A 15,983-nucleotide genomic window follows, 5' to 3' on the forward strand; every position below is an offset into this window, starting at 1 on the left:
TCTCGAACCAGTGACCCCCTCCTTGTAAGGGAGGTGCTCTCCCAACTGAGCTAATCGCCCACATAAGAAAAGCGTTTAAATAATGGGAAAGTTTGAGCGGAAAGAACACTTTAGAAAAGTGGTGGGCGATACCGGTCTCGAACCAGTGACCCCCTCCTTGTAAGGGAGGTGCTCTCCCAACTGAGCTAATCGCCCGCTTGGTCAAACTTCTACAACATTAAAGCCAACTTTGGAAAAAGTGGTGGGCGATACCGGTCTCGAACCAGTGACCCCCTCCTTGTAAGGGAGGTGCTCTCCCAACTGAGCTAATCGCCCTTAATGTTGTGGATTGGCATTATAAGTATAATGAGATTTCAGTCAATATATTTTTATGAAAAAGCGTCTAGTTGTTGCAAAAATAGGCATAAAATCAGATTTTTTATTTAGAACTCACGCAAGTCGTAGTAAAATAAAGGTAATTTTTGTAAATGAATAGGTTATTAAGAAAATGAAAATTGATCCTCCTTTTGAATTAGATCCGAATATCAAAGTACGTACGCGTTTTGCCCCAAGCCCGACAGGTTATTTGCACGTGGGCGGTGCACGTACAGCCCTTTATTCTTGGTTATTTGCAAAACATAACAACGGTGAGTTTGTACTACGTATTGAAGATACTGATTTAGAGCGTTCTACACCGGAAGCAACAGCGGCAATCATTGAAGGGATGGAGTGGTTAAACCTTGCTTGGGAACATGGCCCTTATTATCAAACCAAACGCTTTGATCGTTACAATCAAGTGATTGATGAAATGATTGAGCAAGGCTTGGCTTATCGTTGCTATTGCTCTAAAGAGCGCTTAGAAGAACTACGTCATACACAAGAGCAAAACAAAGAAAAACCACGTTATGACCGTCATTGTTTACATGATCACAATCATGCTGCCGATGAGCCACATGTTGTACGTTTTAAAAACCCAACAGAAGGTTCTGTCGTGTTTGATGATGCGGTGCGTGGTCGTATTGAAATCAGCAACAGTGAATTAGATGATTTAATTATTCGTCGTACTGACGGTTCACCAACCTATAACTTCTGTGTAGTGGTGGATGACTGGGATATGGGTATTACTCACGTTGTACGTGGTGAAGACCACATTAACAACACCCCGCGTCAAATTAACATCTTAAAAGCGTTAGGTGCACCAATTCCAGTATATGCGCACGTTTCTATGATTAACGGTGATGATGGCCAAAAACTCTCAAAACGTCATGGTGCGGTAAGTGTGATGCAATATCGTGATGACGGTTATTTACCAGAAGCCTTAATTAACTATCTTGTTCGTTTAGGTTGGGGTCATGGTGACCAAGAGATTTTTACACGTGAAGAAATGATTAAATACTTCGAATTAGATCATGTGAGTAAGTCAGCGAGTGCATTTAACACTGAAAAATTATTGTGGTTAAATCACCATTACATTCGTGAATTACCACCTGAATATGTGGCAAAACACCTTGCATGGCACTATAAAGATCAAGGTATTGATACTTCAAATGGTCCAGCGTTAACTGAGATCGTGACGATGCTTGCAGAGCGTTGCAAAACCTTAAAAGAAATGGCATCAGCAAGCCGTTATTTCTTCGAAGAGTTTGAAAGTTTTGATGAAGCTGCGGTGAAAAAACACTTTAAAGCGGCGGCGATTGAACCACTTGAAAAAGTAAAAGAAAAATTGACCGCACTTTCTAGCTGGGATTTACATTCTACTCATGAAGCGATTGAACAAACCGCTGCTGAATTAGAAGTAGGGATGGGTAAAGTTGGGATGCCGTTACGCGTGGCTGTAACAGGCTCAGGCCAATCACCTTCTATGGATGTGACATTAGTGGGTATCGGTCGTGAACGCGTGTTAGCGCGTATCCAACGTGCCATTGATTTTATTAAATCTCAAAACGCTTAATATTTAGGCTGATAAGCGGGATTTGATTATTTCAATATTGACAGTTTATCAGCCGAAATTTATCATAGCTTGCGTTATTTGGGGATATAGCTCAGTTGGGAGAGCGCTTGAATGGCATTCAAGAGGTCGTCGGTTCGATCCCGATTATCTCCACCAAATTTAAAATCTTGAAACGTAAAGTGAGTTTCAAGGTTTTTTCTTTATGAGAAATCTACATTTCTTTTAGGTAATTCAAACCTAATCCATTCATTTGTCCCATAATCCAGCTTTGTTTTTTACGAACTAACGCACTAGGCTTATTTACTTTATAGATGATAGGATTCGGTAAAACCGCAGCGAGTAATGCCGCTTCTGATTGCGTTAAATTCTTTGCCGATTTTTTGAAGTAATAACGGCTGGCAGCTTCTACACCAAAGATGCCATTACCGAATTCAGCAATGTTCAAATAGACTTCTAAAATGCGTTCTTTAGACCAAAAGATTTCCATTAATGCCGTTGTGGGAACTTCTAATCCTTTACGAAACCAACTTTGTCCATGCCAGAGAACGAGGTTTTTTGCAGTTTGCTGTGAAATCGTTGAAGCACCTCGGGTTCGGCGAGATTTTTCATTGAATTTAAAGGCCTTTTGAATTGCCTCAAAATCAAAGCCCCAATGGTGGGGGAATTTTTGATCTTCAGCGGCAATTACTGCAAGTTGCATATTCGGTGAGATTTCATCAAGACTCACCCAATCATATTTGATTGAATAGCTAAAATCTAGCTGTAATAAGTGCCCGATTTTTTGCTGTACCATATAGGCAGAGAAGGGAACAGGGATAAAGCGAAAACAAATGAAAAACGCCAGGATTGCGAGAGAAAAACGCCACGCAACCCGTTGCCAATTTTTTTTCCACCAAGATGGGCGAAAAAGATGTAAAAGTGCGGTCAGAATTCGCTTAGTTTTTTGCAGCTTGCTCATCGAGTTGGCTTTTCACCCAGTTTATAAAATCCGGATCCATTGTTTTGAGCATATTAGAACCACGCGTAATGGTTGCCGCACTGGTATTGAGATTCTGTTGAATCTCTCGTTGGGAGAGATTTTTATCCAATAACTGAGCCACGATTTGTAAACGCAAACCCACTGCATCGCGCTCATCAGGCGTGAGAAGAAGCGTTAATAAATCTTGTGCTTTCCCTTGTTCAAATGCGGTTTGCAAGGTTGTGAGGAAAGCATTCCATTGTTCTAAATTGCGACTAATATACATATCAACAATCCTATACTATTAAACTAGTGCGACTAGTATAGCCGATCGTATTCCTCTTTGCTAAAGGTTTGTAATTTTTCTTTGTCTTGTAGGTTTTGATAGTAAAAATCGTAAGTTAATATGTTTTGAACATAACCCCGAGTTTCAAAGAATGGAATAGACGCAATAAATTCATCCATGGCCAATTTGCCATTGGCTCTCGCAAGCCATTTTTCTACACGGCTTGCTCCCGCATTATAGGCAGAGGCGATCAAAATGCGATTATTTGGATATTTAGCATTCAGCTCATTTAAGTGAGCCGTACCGAGTAAAATATTATTAAGCGGTTTGAATAAATCTAACTCACCGTTATAAGGAAGTTGCTGGTTTTCTGCCGTTTTTTGTGCAGTACTCGGTAATAACTGCATTAATCCTCGAGCATTTGCGGAAGATTGTGCCATTGGATTCCAAGCACTTTCTTGGCGAGCAATTGCCATGGCGAAGGTTTTGGTTACACGATTATCCACAATAGCTTGAGGTTCCGTTGCGCTGAGGTTCACATTACTGAGGGCAATATCAAAATATTGACTGTAAGCATTTGGTAAACGTAAGTCGATATAATCCCATGCTTTCGCAATAATTGAGCCATCTACGCCTAATTCAAACCAATTTTGTTCATTCGCATATTGGCTTAACGCAAGTTGTTTCTCTTGTGGTAATTTTTCCAATAGAGAACGCCAGCGTTGTTTGGCTGCACCTAATCGATCTAATTGGCGTAGTTCTGCAATCTCAGCTAATTCAGTTGCATATTTCTCTTGGATATTGGACTCTTGAGGAATTTTAGGCATTTCCAGTTTGTAGGACTGACCTAATTTGACCGCAGCCAACATTGGATAAAAACCACGTTCTTTCGATAAAGCTTCTAAGTGTTGTTTAGCATCTTTATCGGATGCTTGAGCGGTTGTTTTAGCCATCCAATAACGCCATTCTTGTTTTTGTTTTGCTTCATCTGAAAGGGCATTTAACCAAGCTAATAAATCCGTTTTTTGCCAAATAGCCGTACGTAAACGACGCTCAGTGAGATTATCTGCATTAAGTTTGAGAAGTTCTTGATCGCGCCATAGCACAAAATTAGGACTTTCGTTATCAAAGAAACGGCTAATAAAGGCGATTTTCCAATCACGTAATTCCGTTTCGTTTAATTGCCAATTTTTCGCCCATTGCTCGTAAGGGGTGAAGGTTGGCTCATTCATATTTTCCGGAATGGTTCGCAAATAACGAGAAAAACCTAGCACTACAGCAAATTTATGGATAATTTTATTCGTATTACCATCCATTAATGGCAGGCTCTCAGCGAGTGTTTTCAGATTTGCTGGATTTTTTAAGAGATCCAAATAAAGAGCCAAATCGATATTTACCTGAGCATTTTCTTTCGCACCATCAATTTTTTCTAATTCTTTAGCGAGTATTTCGAGACCTTTCGCATCATTTTTACTAAAAAGCATTTCTGCTTTTTGATAGATCTTCTCTTCAGTGCGTCCACCCTGTGAATACCAAGCCGTCCATAGCTGAGCATCATTAGGAAGCTCAGCGTTGTTGAGCCAAAGTTGTTCATACTCAGATAAAATAGCCGATTTATTCTTATCGTTTGATTGGTTTTCTGCTGTTTGATTGGTATTGGCTGCCTCTATTTGATATTTAGCCGTGAGCACGGCAATTTGTGTTTCCAAATTATTTGGCGTGAGTTTAGCGAGCGCTTGAGTATCTTCAGCATTGGTGAATAACGTAAAAATGCTTTGTTCTAATTTTCCACGTAGAAAATGAGAGGTATGCTGCTGAATAAATTGTTCAATGTCTGTTCGTAATGCATTTACTTCTTCACGAGCCGTATCGCGATTAACGGTTTTTACACGTGCATCTAAATAAGCTGCCATAGCATCAGCTTGCAATGGATAACCTTTTAAGGAATCAATTAAACCCAGGAATAATTTGGCATTATCAGAAACATGATTATTTTTGACCGCACTTTTTAGGAGCGATTCTAATTGCAGAAAAGTCGCACGTTGTTCAATCAGCTTTAATTCGTGAGCATGCTGTTGTTGTGCCCATTTTGCTTGCTCTTCCGCAAGATTAATTTGTGGTGCAGTTTCAGTTTTGCTTTTATGAGCATGTTGATTGGCCAAAGCTGAACCTGAAAGTGCGGTTAAAATAAATAACGAAATTGTCGTGTGTTTAAGTGCTCGCATAGGAGATTCCATATAAAGAGAAAGACGGATATTTAGATCCGTCTTTGAGTGTAGAGTTCGTTTTATTTAGAAAACTTTTTTGAACGGCTTCACAATCACATCACCGTAAACGCCCGCTTCTACGTAAGGATCTTGTGCTGCCCAGTCTTTTGCTGCAGACAGGCTTTCGAATTGAGCAATCACTGTCGAGCCGGTAAAGCCAGCTTCGCCAGGATTTTCATCGTCAATAGCTGGATTGGGACCCGCAGTTAATAAGCGACCTTCTGCTTGTAATTGTTTTAAACGAGCGAGATGCTGCTCACGTACAGCAAGGCGTTTTTCTAAAGTGCCAGGAATATCTTGGGCAAAAATTACGTAATACATCATTTATCCTTTTAACAATTTAATTCTTCGATAGAGGCTAATGCACGTTCTAGTTCAAGATTACCTTCACGTGGAATAGCGCGGGATTTACCGTCTTTCCCAACCGCGACAAAGGTAAATACGGCATCTGTCACGCAGTAACGTTCCCCAATTGGTTCACTGGCAACTTTTTTCACCCATACTTCTACCTTGATTTTAATAGAAGAACGTCCCACGCTGAGGCATTGACCATAACAACATACCACGTCACCGACAGCGATAGGTTTGATGAAATTCATACTTTCTACGGCAACAGTGACCACACGACCATGAGCAATTTCTTTTGCTAGAATTGCTCCGCCCATATCCATTTGTGACATAATCCAGCCACCGAAAATATCACCGTTAGCGTTGGTATCTGAAGGCATCGCTAAAGTACGTAATAATAATACGCCTTTAGATTGACGACCGTCTTTATCGATAAGATTTGAAACCATTATTTGTCCCCGTCATTTTTTTGATCATCTTTAGGTAAGTAACGGTAAATATAAGCACCGCTGACGATTGTTGCAACAAAGGTCATACCAAGTAAACCAAAAGATTTGAAATCAACCCAAGCATCTTCAGACATATTTTGGCTGATATAAATATTTACAAGCATACACAGAATGAAAAATCCTGCCCAGCCTACATTCAATTTGTTCCACACATTATCCGGTAATTGGATTTCTTTGCCTAATAACTTTTTCACCAGTGGCGTATTGAATTGGAATTGTGCAACCAATAACACAATGGCAAAGAGAGCATTAATAATGGTGACCTTCCATTGTAGATATTTGATTTCATTAAAATAAGCAGTAAGCAATCCAAAAAAGATGACAGCAATCGCCATGATTTTTTGTTGTTTCTCAATTACACCATATTTTAGTTTTAGCACTATCATTTGAACAATGGTTGCAATTACTAATACGATCGCAGCATCACGCACACCAAACATTTTGTAGGTGATGAAAAAGAGAACAAGAGGAATAAATTCAAGAAGTTGTTTCATATTATGCCTTCATAAATAAGCTGTAAAAACGGTAAGTAAATACCAAAATAAATAGTTGAAATAATGCAGCCAAGATACCAACGAGAGTACTTAAAAATGATGAACCTAAGATTGCACCAATGGTGTTCACTACTAAAGGAAGAAGTAAATAAGTGAGTAAAGCATAAATAATTAATACGCCATTACGCTTAATACCCGCACGCCATACTTGTAAAGCACTTTGCCCGATAGATTGATTGGAGGCAATATAATGCACAGGGGATAAGCATAGGCGAACAAAGAAAAATAAACCAAATACCATTGAAACAAAGGCTAGAGGGGAGAGGGCATTTTTGCTTAAAAATGAGCTCATAACATCAGCAAGGCCAAATAAAAGTGGCAAACTCATAAAAATATCTAAAACGACCACACCTAAAAAACGGCGTAATGTCAGCATGAGACCTTGATTAATCGGATTTTCATTTTGCTGACTAATATGATGAATAGTTGCAATCCCTAAGGTTGCAATAAAAGACATCAACAATTGTTGGAATAAAAAAGATCCAATCAGTGCAGTTGGCTCTACTTTGCTTAATGCATCAATAATGTCCTGTTGTGATGGATTAGGATTATCACCCAAACTCGGCATTGGGACACTGACTAATGCATTAATCAATTGTGAGACGACAAAAATTCCAACGAAAATCAGCACCGTTTTTCGCTGATTACGCATAAAGTTGAGGCTATCTTGAAAAATCTGAGTAAAGTTAATTGGCATATTATATCTCATAATAATAAAACCCCGATTATACAGGGTTTATTGTTTTTTTCATAAAATCAGATTGTTTAATGGTGATTTGAGTCACTCTTTTCAAGAGCGCATATTGCTTTACTCATTAGCGTAACCATTCTGTGGTAACGGCTTTCCGTCTAAATAAGCTTGATTTTCAATGAGTTTTAACCGCCCTTCGACAAACCATTTAATCACTAAAGGATAAATGTGATATTCCTGTTCACGAGTTCGAAGCTCTATCTCCTCGACGGTATCACCAGGGAAAATAGGCACTTTAGCTTGTAATACAATAGCGCCGCCATCGATCTCTTCATTGACAAAATGCACGGTTGTACCGTGTTCGCTGTCGTCATTCTCAAGTGCTCTTTGATAGGTATCTAATCCAGGATATTTTGGTAGAAGGGAAGGATGAATATTTAAAATTTTCCCCGTAAAACGTTGTGTGAATGGTTTGGTTAAGATTTTCATATAACCGGCTAACACAATGAGATCAACATTGAGATCCTCTAAATAATTACCGATAGACTTATCCATATCGAGATTGGACGTAAAATCTTGACGTAAAAAAACGCGGCTAGGAATGCCCGCACTTTCAGCACGTTCTAAGCCAAATGAATCGATTTTATTACTGATGACAGTCACAATCTTTCCTAGGATAAAACCAGTTTGACAAGCCTCAATTATTGCTTGAAGATTTGATCCTTGCCCTGAAATCAGGACAGCAATTTTTTTCATATTATTCTACATAAAAGAAGGGCGAACCTTTCATTCTGAAATTTTCGCCCTGAAATGGAAAAGAGAAATTATTTAATAATGACTTGTGGTTCGTTATCTGTCGCACTTTCGATATGACCGATCAACCATGCATTTTCACCGGATTGTTTTAAAATCGCTAAAGCGGTTTCCACTTGTGATTGTGGTAATGCAATCACCATACCCACGCCACAGTTAAATGTGCGGTACATTTCATAGGTTTCAATGTTGCCTTTTTCTTGTAACCATTTGAACACCGGTTGCCATTCCCAGCTGCTTTCATCAATGACAGCTTTAGTATTTTTCGGTAATACACGCGGGATATTTTCCCAGAAACCGCCACCGGTTAAGTGTGCGATAGCATGGACTTCCGTTTGTTTGATTAACGCAAGAACAGATTTTACATAGATTTTTGTCGGCGCAAGCACTTGTTCACTTAATGGGCGACCATCTAATTGCTCAGTGGCTGGATTGACGTCAGCAACATCAATGACCTTACGAATTAAAGAATAACCATTTGAATGCGGGCCACTTGAACCAAGTGCGATTAAAGCATCACCCGTTTTAACTTGACTGCCATCAATGATTTCTGATTTTTCAACCACACCCACACAGAAACCGGCAAGGTCATAATCGCCAGCGTGGTACATACCCGGCATTTCAGCGGTTTCACCACCCACTAATGCACAACCCGATTGTACACAGCCTTCAGCGATGCCTTTGACCACATCTGAAGCAACATCCACATCAAGTTTTCCTGTAGCATAGTAGTCTAAGAAGAATAATGGCTCTGCACCTTGTACGACTAAATCGTTAACACACATTGCAACCAAATCAATACCGATGGTATCGTGTTTTTTTAAGTCAATGGCTAAACGTAATTTGGTTCCTACTCCGTCTGTGCCAGAAACAAGGATAGGTTCTTTATATTTGCCTGGAATGGCACACAAAGCACCAAACCCACCTAATCCCCCGATGACTTCAGGACGGGTGGTTCGTTTTACGTGTGGTTTAATACGTTCAACTAATTCATTACCGGCATTAATATCCACGCCTGCATCTTTATAACTTAATGATGGTTTGCTCACAATGTTATCCTATATTTTTAGGTTAAATGATAAAACTGCGTGATTGTATCAGATTAAGCAAACGTTTGCGATAGTGATTTAATTGGGTTTTAACTAAAAAAATAACCGCACTTTATTTTAAAGGATAAAGTGCGGTTATTTTTAAACGTGTTTTTAGCGATTCGCTAATTCAAAAATCATCGCTTCAGCTTGGCAGCTAAATGTAAAGCGAGCTGTTAAATTTGCGCCATTTTCAGTTTCTGTGATTTCACTTTTAATTTCGCAAGGATCGCTTTCTGTTTTGCGAGCTTTTTCAATGAAACGATTAAGTGCAGCTTCAGCTTCAGCTTTATTGGCATAGGTTTGATGAATATCAACAGAACAATCTGAACCGTCAATAATCGTACCCACATCAACACAACTACAAGTGAGAGATTCTTCTGCTTTGCATGTTACTGTCATAGGATTTCCTTATTTAAAATTAAGATTGGTTCTATTCTAGCATTTTTAAAACGCTCTGCCAAAGTAGCCACATTTTTTTAATTTAAATATCATTTATTTATCACTGGTCGGAACACTTTAAAATTAATCTAAAATAATTTGCACTCCATTTATTGGAGTTTTAGAATCTCGCGGCTTTTTTCATTATTATTAATAACAAAAGGTTCCAAATGACAAAATTTAATAAAACGCTATTAGCAATGACCACATTGTTAGCAGCAAGCGGTGCAAATGCTGCCGCATTCCAATTAGCAGAAGTTTCTACATCAGGTCTTGGTCGTGCTTATGCGGGTGAAGCCGCAATTGCTGATAATGCTGCAGTAGTTGCCACTAACCCTGCATTAATGAGCTTATTCAAAACTAATCAATTCTCTGTGGGCGGCGTTTATGTGGATTCTAAAATTCACATGAGTGGCCCTGTTACAGTGACTTCTCCGTTGAATCGAACCCCAAAAAATCCAACAGGTACTTTAGCAACAGGTTCTGCGCATTATAATAATGTTGTTCCTGGTTCACTGATTCCTAATATGTATTTTGTAGCACCAATCAATGACAAATTTGCTATCGGTGGTGGAATGAATGTGAATTTTGGATTGAAAAGCGAATACAGTAATACCTATGATGCAGGTGCATTTGGTGGGACTACAGATTTAAGCGCAATTAATTTAAATTTAAGTGGTTCATATAAAGTAACTCAAGGGTTAAGTGCAGGATTAGGATTTAATGCTATTTATGCTAAAGCAGAAGTTCAACGTCGAGCTGGAATTTTATCAGATGCAGCGAAGAATCCAGATGTTATGACTGTCATGGCCCCTCGTCTTAGAGCTATGGGATTGCTCAATCGAACAACAGCTGCATCTTTAGCAAGATTACGTTCATTGGAAAAGGATAGTGTAGTGACTCATTTAGAAGGCTCTGCCTGGGGATTCGGTTGGAATGCCGGTTTAGTGTACGAATTCAATGAAAATAACCGTGTTGGTTTAGCCTATCATTCAAAAGTTGATATTGATTTTGAAGATGATTCAGCGATTGGAAATGGGCGTACAGGTCCTGGTGGATTAACATTACACTTACCCGATTATTTAGAATTATCAGGTTTCCACCAAGTTACAGATAATTTGGCATTACACTACAGCTACAAATTTACACACTGGAGCCGTTTCAAAGAGTTACACGCAACATTTAATGACGGTGAAGTGGCTTTCCATAAAGATGAAAAATACCGTAGCAATTCTCGTTATGCATTAGGTGCAACCTATAATGTAAATGACAAATTAACGCTTCGTGCCGGTATTGCTTATGATGAAGCTGCTGCACCAACAGAGCATGCAAGTGCATCTATTCCAGATACTGATCGTATGTGGTATAGCGTAGGGGCAACTTATAAATTTACCCCTAATCTTTCTATTGATGCGGGCTTTGCACACTTACGTGGTAAAAAAATTCACTTTACCGAAAACCAATCAATTGGTGGCTTAGCGACAGTAACAGCGAATTATACCTCTAAAGCAAGTGCTAACCTTTACGGTTTAAACTTAAACTACAGTTTCTAATTTGTAAAAAATTTAGCATAATACGCAGCACACCGAATGTATGTTCGGTGTGCTTTTTTCTTATATGACTTTATAAAAAATGAGAGAAAAATGACCGCACTTTTTTATGCTTATATGGACTCACCAATTGGTCGGTTATTGATGCTTTCTGATGGTGAATATTTAACGAATTTAGATTGTGAATTAGAACAAACCACGCCGAATCCCAATTGGATTTTGAGAGAGGATTTACCGCTTTTTGAAAAAGTGCGGGGCGCTTTAATGCGTTATTTTAATGGCGAACTAGAAAGTTTCTCCGATATTCCTTTATCGCCTAAAGGTACCGCATTTCAACAAGCGATTTGGGCAGCATTGCGTCAAATTCCTTATGGAAAAACGGCGAGTTATGGTGGATTAGCAGAAAGCATTAATAACCCTAAGGCAGTGCGAGCCGTTGGCGGAGCTGTCGGGAGTAATCCCATTAGTATTATCATTCCATGTCATCGTGTATTAGGGAAAAAATGTGAAATCACTGGTTTTGGTGGTGGATTGCCGGCAAAACGCTTTTTATTGAAACTAGAAAATATTCCTTACATCGACAAAGGCGTAGAATACGTTAAACCGAAATTATTGAAGAAATACCACGAATGATCCCACAAACCGAACAAGCCTTATTAGAAAAAGCGCAATCTATTGCGGGGTTAACCTTTGGCGAACTTGCAGATGAGTTAAATATTTCCGTTCCTCCAGATTTAAAACGCGATAAAGGTTGGGTTGGAATGTTGCTTGAAACCGCATTAGGAGCGACTGCCGGCAGTAAAGCAGAGCAGGACTTTTCCCATTTAGGCATCGAATTAAAAACCTTACCCATCAATGCCGAAGGTTTTCCGTTGGAAACCACCTTTGTGAGCCTTGCGCCCTTGGTGCAAAACTCAGGAGTAAATTGGGAAAATTCGCACGTTCGTCATAAATTATCGAAAGTCTTGTGGATTCCCATTGAAGGTAGTCGAGACATTCCTTTGCGTGAGCGCCATATTGGTCAGCCTATTTTATGGCGTCCTTCGACTGAACAAGAACATCAATTACGCCAAGATTGGGAAGAGTTGATGGATTATATTGTGCTCGGAAAGTTAGATCAGATTACGGCGCGTATTGGTGAAGTTATGCAACTGCGTCCAAAAGGCGCCAATAGTAAAGCCATTACGAAAGGCATCGGTCAAAATGGGGAAGTAATTGATACCTTGCCACTGGGTTTTTATTTACGGAAAGAGTTTACAGCAGGTATTTTAAACGCTTTTCTTAATCATAAAAATGGGTGAATCATCACCCATTTTTTATTTCTCTCCACGTTGAAAAACACGGAAAAAACCGACCGCACTTTGTAAAGTCTCACCATAAAAAAGGAGTGGAATACGATTTCGTTGCCAAGGTGGAACGCCGAGCTCTTGCCAAATTTTTTTCATGGTTTCAGCAGGGCGATTATGCTGGCGTTTTACTTTGCCAGTATAAGCAAATCGTATTTGAATCGGCTCCTGTGTGTCGGCAAGTTGAACCTGTTCGTCATTCCAATGCACTAAAATGCCTTTCGCATTGTGGGTTGCATAAATTGTACCAAGATTATCAGGCAAGGTAATCTGTTTATTTAGCGGCATATCAAGACAAGTTTGCGACAAATCAGTGAATTTTCCCGTTAAATAGAGACATTGTTGATAACGGCGAATAATATGTTCCCCAAGTTGAAATAGTGGAGAGGCATCCGCTTTAGCCTTAATCACATCATCAATAATATGCATTAATTGAACCTGTGTTGGCATGACAATCTGATTTTTAGCTAACCACATTCGCAAAAGTGCGGTTTGTTTTGGCGATGAATAGTCTAGAAAGTTTACGAGCGAAAATTGTTTTTGATCCTCAAGAATGTGCTGCTTAAAACAATCTTGTAATAATTCATTAATCAGTTGCTGTTGCTCAAAACAATGTTGTGCGGCACGCTGAACCGCATAATCAAAATGCCCCCAGCGTAGGCGTAATTCAGGCAAAATTTGGTTGCGTAAAAAATTGCGATCGTAATGATTATCTTGATTGCTTTCGTCTTCGACCCAAGACAGATTTTCTTGCTGTACGTAATCTTCTAATTCATTACGGCTAAAAGAAAGGAGTGGACGCAGAATAGGCATCCCGAATAATTGACTTTCTTTTTGCATAGCGCCTAAACCTTGTAACCCGGCACCTCGTTTTAATGCAAGGAAAAAGGTTTCAGTTTGATCATTTAAATGATGCGCTGTGACAAGATATTCATCAGGCTGAATATGTGTTGAAATGGCCTGATAACGGGCTTCTCTTGCGCCAGCCTCAATACCATCGTGCATTTCCACTTTGACTTTTTCAATAATAAGTGGAATCGCAAATTGTTCACAGAGTTGTTGGCAATGAGCCGTCCAAGTATCCGCATTCGGGCTTAATCCATGATGGATATGAATAGCTCGCAGGCTTAAGTGCGGTCGTTTTTTGCTGAGTTTTTTAACTAAAGAAAGCAGTGCAGTGGAATCCAAACCACCGCTAAAAGCAATGAGCAGCTTATTGGCGGTGGTTGGAATTTGTGCTTGGAATAATGAAAAAAGATCCATTAGGCAACTTTAACAGCTTTGTAGTTTGTGCTTGGATTTAAGATCTCAAAACGAGCAGCAATCGGTTGGAGTTCGTAAGATTTCAAATCAAACGTAGTTTTCATTACGCCAGCAACAGCATTATTCATTTTTTCAAAAGCTTCAACATCGTTGCCACAGTTTAAGTAATGTGCCAAGAAAGTACCCGCAATTAAATCACCCACACCAACTGGTTCAAAGTTAAATTTATAAAGCGGACGACTTAAATGCCATACGCCTTCAGGTGTCGCCATAATGATTTCAAAGGTATCAGGATCATTTAATTTACCTGCTTTTCCTAAGTGTTTGACCAACACTTTTTTCACACCTTTAGCCACTAATGCATTGGCGGCTTTGAGTACGTCGTCAAAGGTGTTGATAGGAAAGTCAGAAAGTGTACGAAGTTCGGAAAGATTTGGGGTCATGATGTCCGCACGAGGAATGGCTTTTTCAATTAAGCGTTCACGTACACCATCAGCTACTACGCAGACTTTTTCGGCATTTGGCATCACTGGATCGCACAAGTAAAGTGCATTGGGGTTACGAGCTTTGATTTTCTCTAAAGCATAGATAATTTGATCAACTTGTTCCGCTGAACCTAAATAGCCGGAAAGTAACGCATCACATTCTTGCAGTTTCCCAATCGCATCTAAACCATTGGCAATTTCACCGATTTGTTCTTGTGGAATAACCATTCCGGTCCATTTACCATATTGGGTATGATTAGAAAATTGCACAGTATTGAGTGCCCATACATCCACACCTAATAACTGCATTGGAAACGTGGCTGATTTATTACCGGCAAATCCATAAACCACGTGAGATTGAATTGCTAATACATTTTTCATTTTGAACTCCTTTTACGTTATTTTTATTTTAGCATTGATGCATTTTCTGACATCCATGCATTATTTCTCAAAACACAAAAAAAGAGCGGGTAAATTAACCGCTCTTTTTATACATTATTAACAATAACCGTAAGACATTAAACGTTCGTAACGTCTTTCTAATAAGCCATCTTTGTCGAAGGTATCTAATTCGTTTAATTCTTCAACGAGACATTGTTTTAAATTACGTGCCATTTCATGATAATTACGATGCGCACCACCTAATGGTTCTGGAACGATATTATCAATTAAACCTAACTCTTTTAAACGAGTTGCGGTTAAGCCCATGACTTCGGCTGCGGTTGACGCTTTTTCTGCGCTTTTCCATAAGATAGAAGCACAGCCTTCTGGTGAGATAACAGAATAGGTTGAATATTGCAACATATTCACTTTGTCGCCCACACCAATGGCTAATGCACCACCGGAACCGCCTTCACCGATTACCGTACAGATAACAGGCACTTTTAAGGTAGACATTTCACGTAAGTTACGAGCAATGGCTTCAGATTGACCACGTTCTTCCGCACCGATGCCCGGGTAAGCCCCTGGTGTGTCGATAAAGGTAATGATAGGTAAGTTGAAACGCTCAGCCATTTGCATTAAACGTAATGCTTTACGATAGCCTTCAGGTGCCGGCATACCAAAGTTACGTGTTACTTTATCTTTTACTGTACGACCTTTTTGGTGACCGATAATCATTACTGCGCGACCATCTAAACGAGCAAGACCACCTACGATTGCTTTATCATCTGCAAAGGCACGATCGCCTGCAAGTTCTTGGAAATCAGTAAAAATATGTTCGATATAATCAAGCGTATATGGACGATTTGGGTGACGTGCCATACGAGAAACCTGCCATGCATCAAGATTTGCAAAGGTTTTTTTGGTTAATTCATCGCTTTTCTTTTGTAAGCGTTTAATTTCATCGTGTAAATCAATTTTGTCATCAGATGCTGAACGTAGTGCTTCAATTTTGGCTTCAAGTTCAGCAATAGGTAATTCAAAATCTAAATATTCTTGGCTCATTTCTTATC

Annotated in this window: 17 protein-coding genes and 3 tRNA genes; 5 read left to right on the forward strand and 15 right to left on the reverse strand. The window is 39.4% G+C overall.

The window, feature by feature from the left end; all coding sequences use genetic code 11:
- Positions 1-119: 119 nt before the first annotated feature.
- Positions 120-195 (reverse strand) — tRNA-Val (locus ADA56_RS02940).
- Between the two features lie 44 nt (positions 196-239).
- A tRNA-Val gene (locus tag ADA56_RS02945) sits at positions 240-315 on the reverse strand.
- 172 nt (positions 316-487) lie between these two features.
- Between ADA56_RS02945 and gltX the strand changes: the two genes are divergently transcribed.
- The gene (gltX, locus tag ADA56_RS02950; RefSeq protein ID WP_049369130.1) at positions 488-1,930 is read left to right on the forward strand and encodes a glutamate--tRNA ligase; all 1,443 of its coding nucleotides are present in this window, start codon (positions 488-490) and stop codon (positions 1,928-1,930) included.
- 80 nt (positions 1,931-2,010) lie between these two features.
- A tRNA-Ala gene (locus ADA56_RS02955) sits at positions 2,011-2,086 on the forward strand.
- 55 nt (positions 2,087-2,141) lie between these two features.
- On the opposite strand, the gene mtgA is transcribed toward ADA56_RS02955, so the two are convergent.
- The 10 genes from mtgA to ADA56_RS03005 form a co-directional block, all read right to left on the reverse strand.
- Complete coding sequence (mtgA, locus tag ADA56_RS02960) at positions 2,142-2,888, reverse strand: monofunctional biosynthetic peptidoglycan transglycosylase (RefSeq protein WP_049369132.1); 747 nt, start codon at positions 2,886-2,888, stop codon at positions 2,142-2,144.
- Positions 2,866-3,174, reverse strand: a complete 309-nt coding sequence (gene trpR / locus ADA56_RS02965) for a trp operon repressor (RefSeq protein ID WP_049369133.1) — start codon at positions 3,172-3,174, stop codon at positions 2,866-2,868. Before trpR ends, mtgA begins: the two co-directional genes overlap by 23 nt.
- Positions 3,175-3,206: 32 nt before the next feature.
- Positions 3,207-5,399 (reverse strand): transglycosylase SLT domain-containing protein, encoded by a 2,193-nt coding sequence (locus ADA56_RS02970; RefSeq protein ID WP_049369135.1) that lies wholly within the window; start codon positions 5,397-5,399, stop codon positions 3,207-3,209.
- Positions 5,400-5,465: 66 nt separating this feature from the next.
- A complete protein-coding gene (locus ADA56_RS02975; protein WP_049368043.1) occupies positions 5,466-5,762 on the reverse strand; it encodes a YciI family protein in 297 nt (98 codons plus the stop codon).
- A gap of 11 nt (positions 5,763-5,773) precedes the next feature.
- Positions 5,774-6,238 (reverse strand): acyl-CoA thioester hydrolase YciA, encoded by a 465-nt coding sequence (yciA, locus tag ADA56_RS02980; protein WP_049369137.1) that lies wholly within the window; start codon positions 6,236-6,238, stop codon positions 5,774-5,776.
- Complete coding sequence (locus ADA56_RS02985; protein ID WP_049366418.1) at positions 6,238-6,792, reverse strand: septation protein A; 555 nt, start codon at positions 6,790-6,792, stop codon at positions 6,238-6,240. The genes yciA and ADA56_RS02985 overlap by 1 nt, the downstream gene beginning before the upstream one ends.
- A 1-nt stretch (position 6,793) precedes the next feature.
- Positions 6,794-7,549, reverse strand: coding sequence for a hypothetical protein (locus ADA56_RS02990; protein WP_049369138.1), 756 nt, complete (start codon positions 7,547-7,549; stop codon positions 6,794-6,796).
- Between the two features lie 111 nt (positions 7,550-7,660).
- Positions 7,661-8,299, reverse strand: a complete 639-nt coding sequence (gene purN, locus ADA56_RS02995; protein WP_049369139.1) for a phosphoribosylglycinamide formyltransferase — start codon at positions 8,297-8,299, stop codon at positions 7,661-7,663.
- 68 nt (positions 8,300-8,367) lie between these two features.
- Positions 8,368-9,405, reverse strand: coding sequence for a phosphoribosylformylglycinamidine cyclo-ligase (purM, locus tag ADA56_RS03000; RefSeq protein WP_049369141.1), 1,038 nt, complete (start codon positions 9,403-9,405; stop codon positions 8,368-8,370).
- A gap of 153 nt (positions 9,406-9,558) precedes the next feature.
- Complete coding sequence (locus tag ADA56_RS03005) at positions 9,559-9,846, reverse strand: YfcZ/YiiS family protein (protein WP_049369142.1); 288 nt, start codon at positions 9,844-9,846, stop codon at positions 9,559-9,561.
- Between the two features lie 209 nt (positions 9,847-10,055).
- Here ADA56_RS03005 and ADA56_RS03010 point away from each other — a divergent pair, with 209 nt between their 5' ends.
- The 3 genes from ADA56_RS03010 (at position 10,056) to mutH (ending at position 12,736) form a co-directional block, all read left to right on the forward strand.
- On the forward strand, positions 10,056-11,438 hold the full coding sequence (locus ADA56_RS03010) for a porin (protein WP_049369143.1): 1,383 nt from the start codon (positions 10,056-10,058) through the stop codon (positions 11,436-11,438).
- A 90-nt stretch (positions 11,439-11,528) separates the two neighbouring features.
- Positions 11,529-12,068 (forward strand): methylated-DNA--[protein]-cysteine S-methyltransferase, encoded by a 540-nt coding sequence (locus ADA56_RS03015; protein WP_049369145.1) that lies wholly within the window; start codon positions 11,529-11,531, stop codon positions 12,066-12,068.
- Positions 12,065-12,736: a DNA mismatch repair endonuclease MutH gene (gene mutH / locus ADA56_RS03020; protein WP_049369146.1), complete on the forward strand. Its 672-nt coding sequence runs from the start codon at positions 12,065-12,067 to the stop codon at positions 12,734-12,736. The genes ADA56_RS03015 and mutH overlap by 4 nt, the downstream gene beginning before the upstream one ends.
- 15 nt (positions 12,737-12,751) lie before the next feature.
- Here mutH and tilS read toward each other — a convergent pair whose 3' ends face one another.
- From tilS to accA, 3 genes are all read right to left on the reverse strand, one after another.
- Positions 12,752-14,044 carry a tRNA lysidine(34) synthetase TilS gene (gene tilS / locus ADA56_RS03025; RefSeq protein ID WP_049369148.1) on the reverse strand — a complete coding sequence of 431 codons (1,293 nt, stop codon included), beginning with the start codon at positions 14,042-14,044 and terminating at the stop codon, positions 12,752-12,754.
- Entirely contained in the window at positions 14,044-14,910 is an 867-nt protein-coding gene (gene pdxY / locus ADA56_RS03030; RefSeq protein WP_049369150.1) for a pyridoxal kinase, read from the reverse strand. Before pdxY ends, tilS begins: the two co-directional genes overlap by 1 nt.
- A 117-nt stretch (positions 14,911-15,027) precedes the next feature.
- Complete coding sequence (gene accA / locus ADA56_RS03035; protein ID WP_049369151.1) at positions 15,028-15,975, reverse strand: acetyl-CoA carboxylase carboxyl transferase subunit alpha; 948 nt, start codon at positions 15,973-15,975, stop codon at positions 15,028-15,030.
- Positions 15,976-15,983 lie beyond the last annotated feature (8 nt).

It is taken from the genome of Parahaemophilus parainfluenzae, from assembly GCF_001055095.1.
GTDB lineage: Bacteria > Pseudomonadota > Gammaproteobacteria > Enterobacterales > Pasteurellaceae > Haemophilus_D > Haemophilus_D parainfluenzae_Z.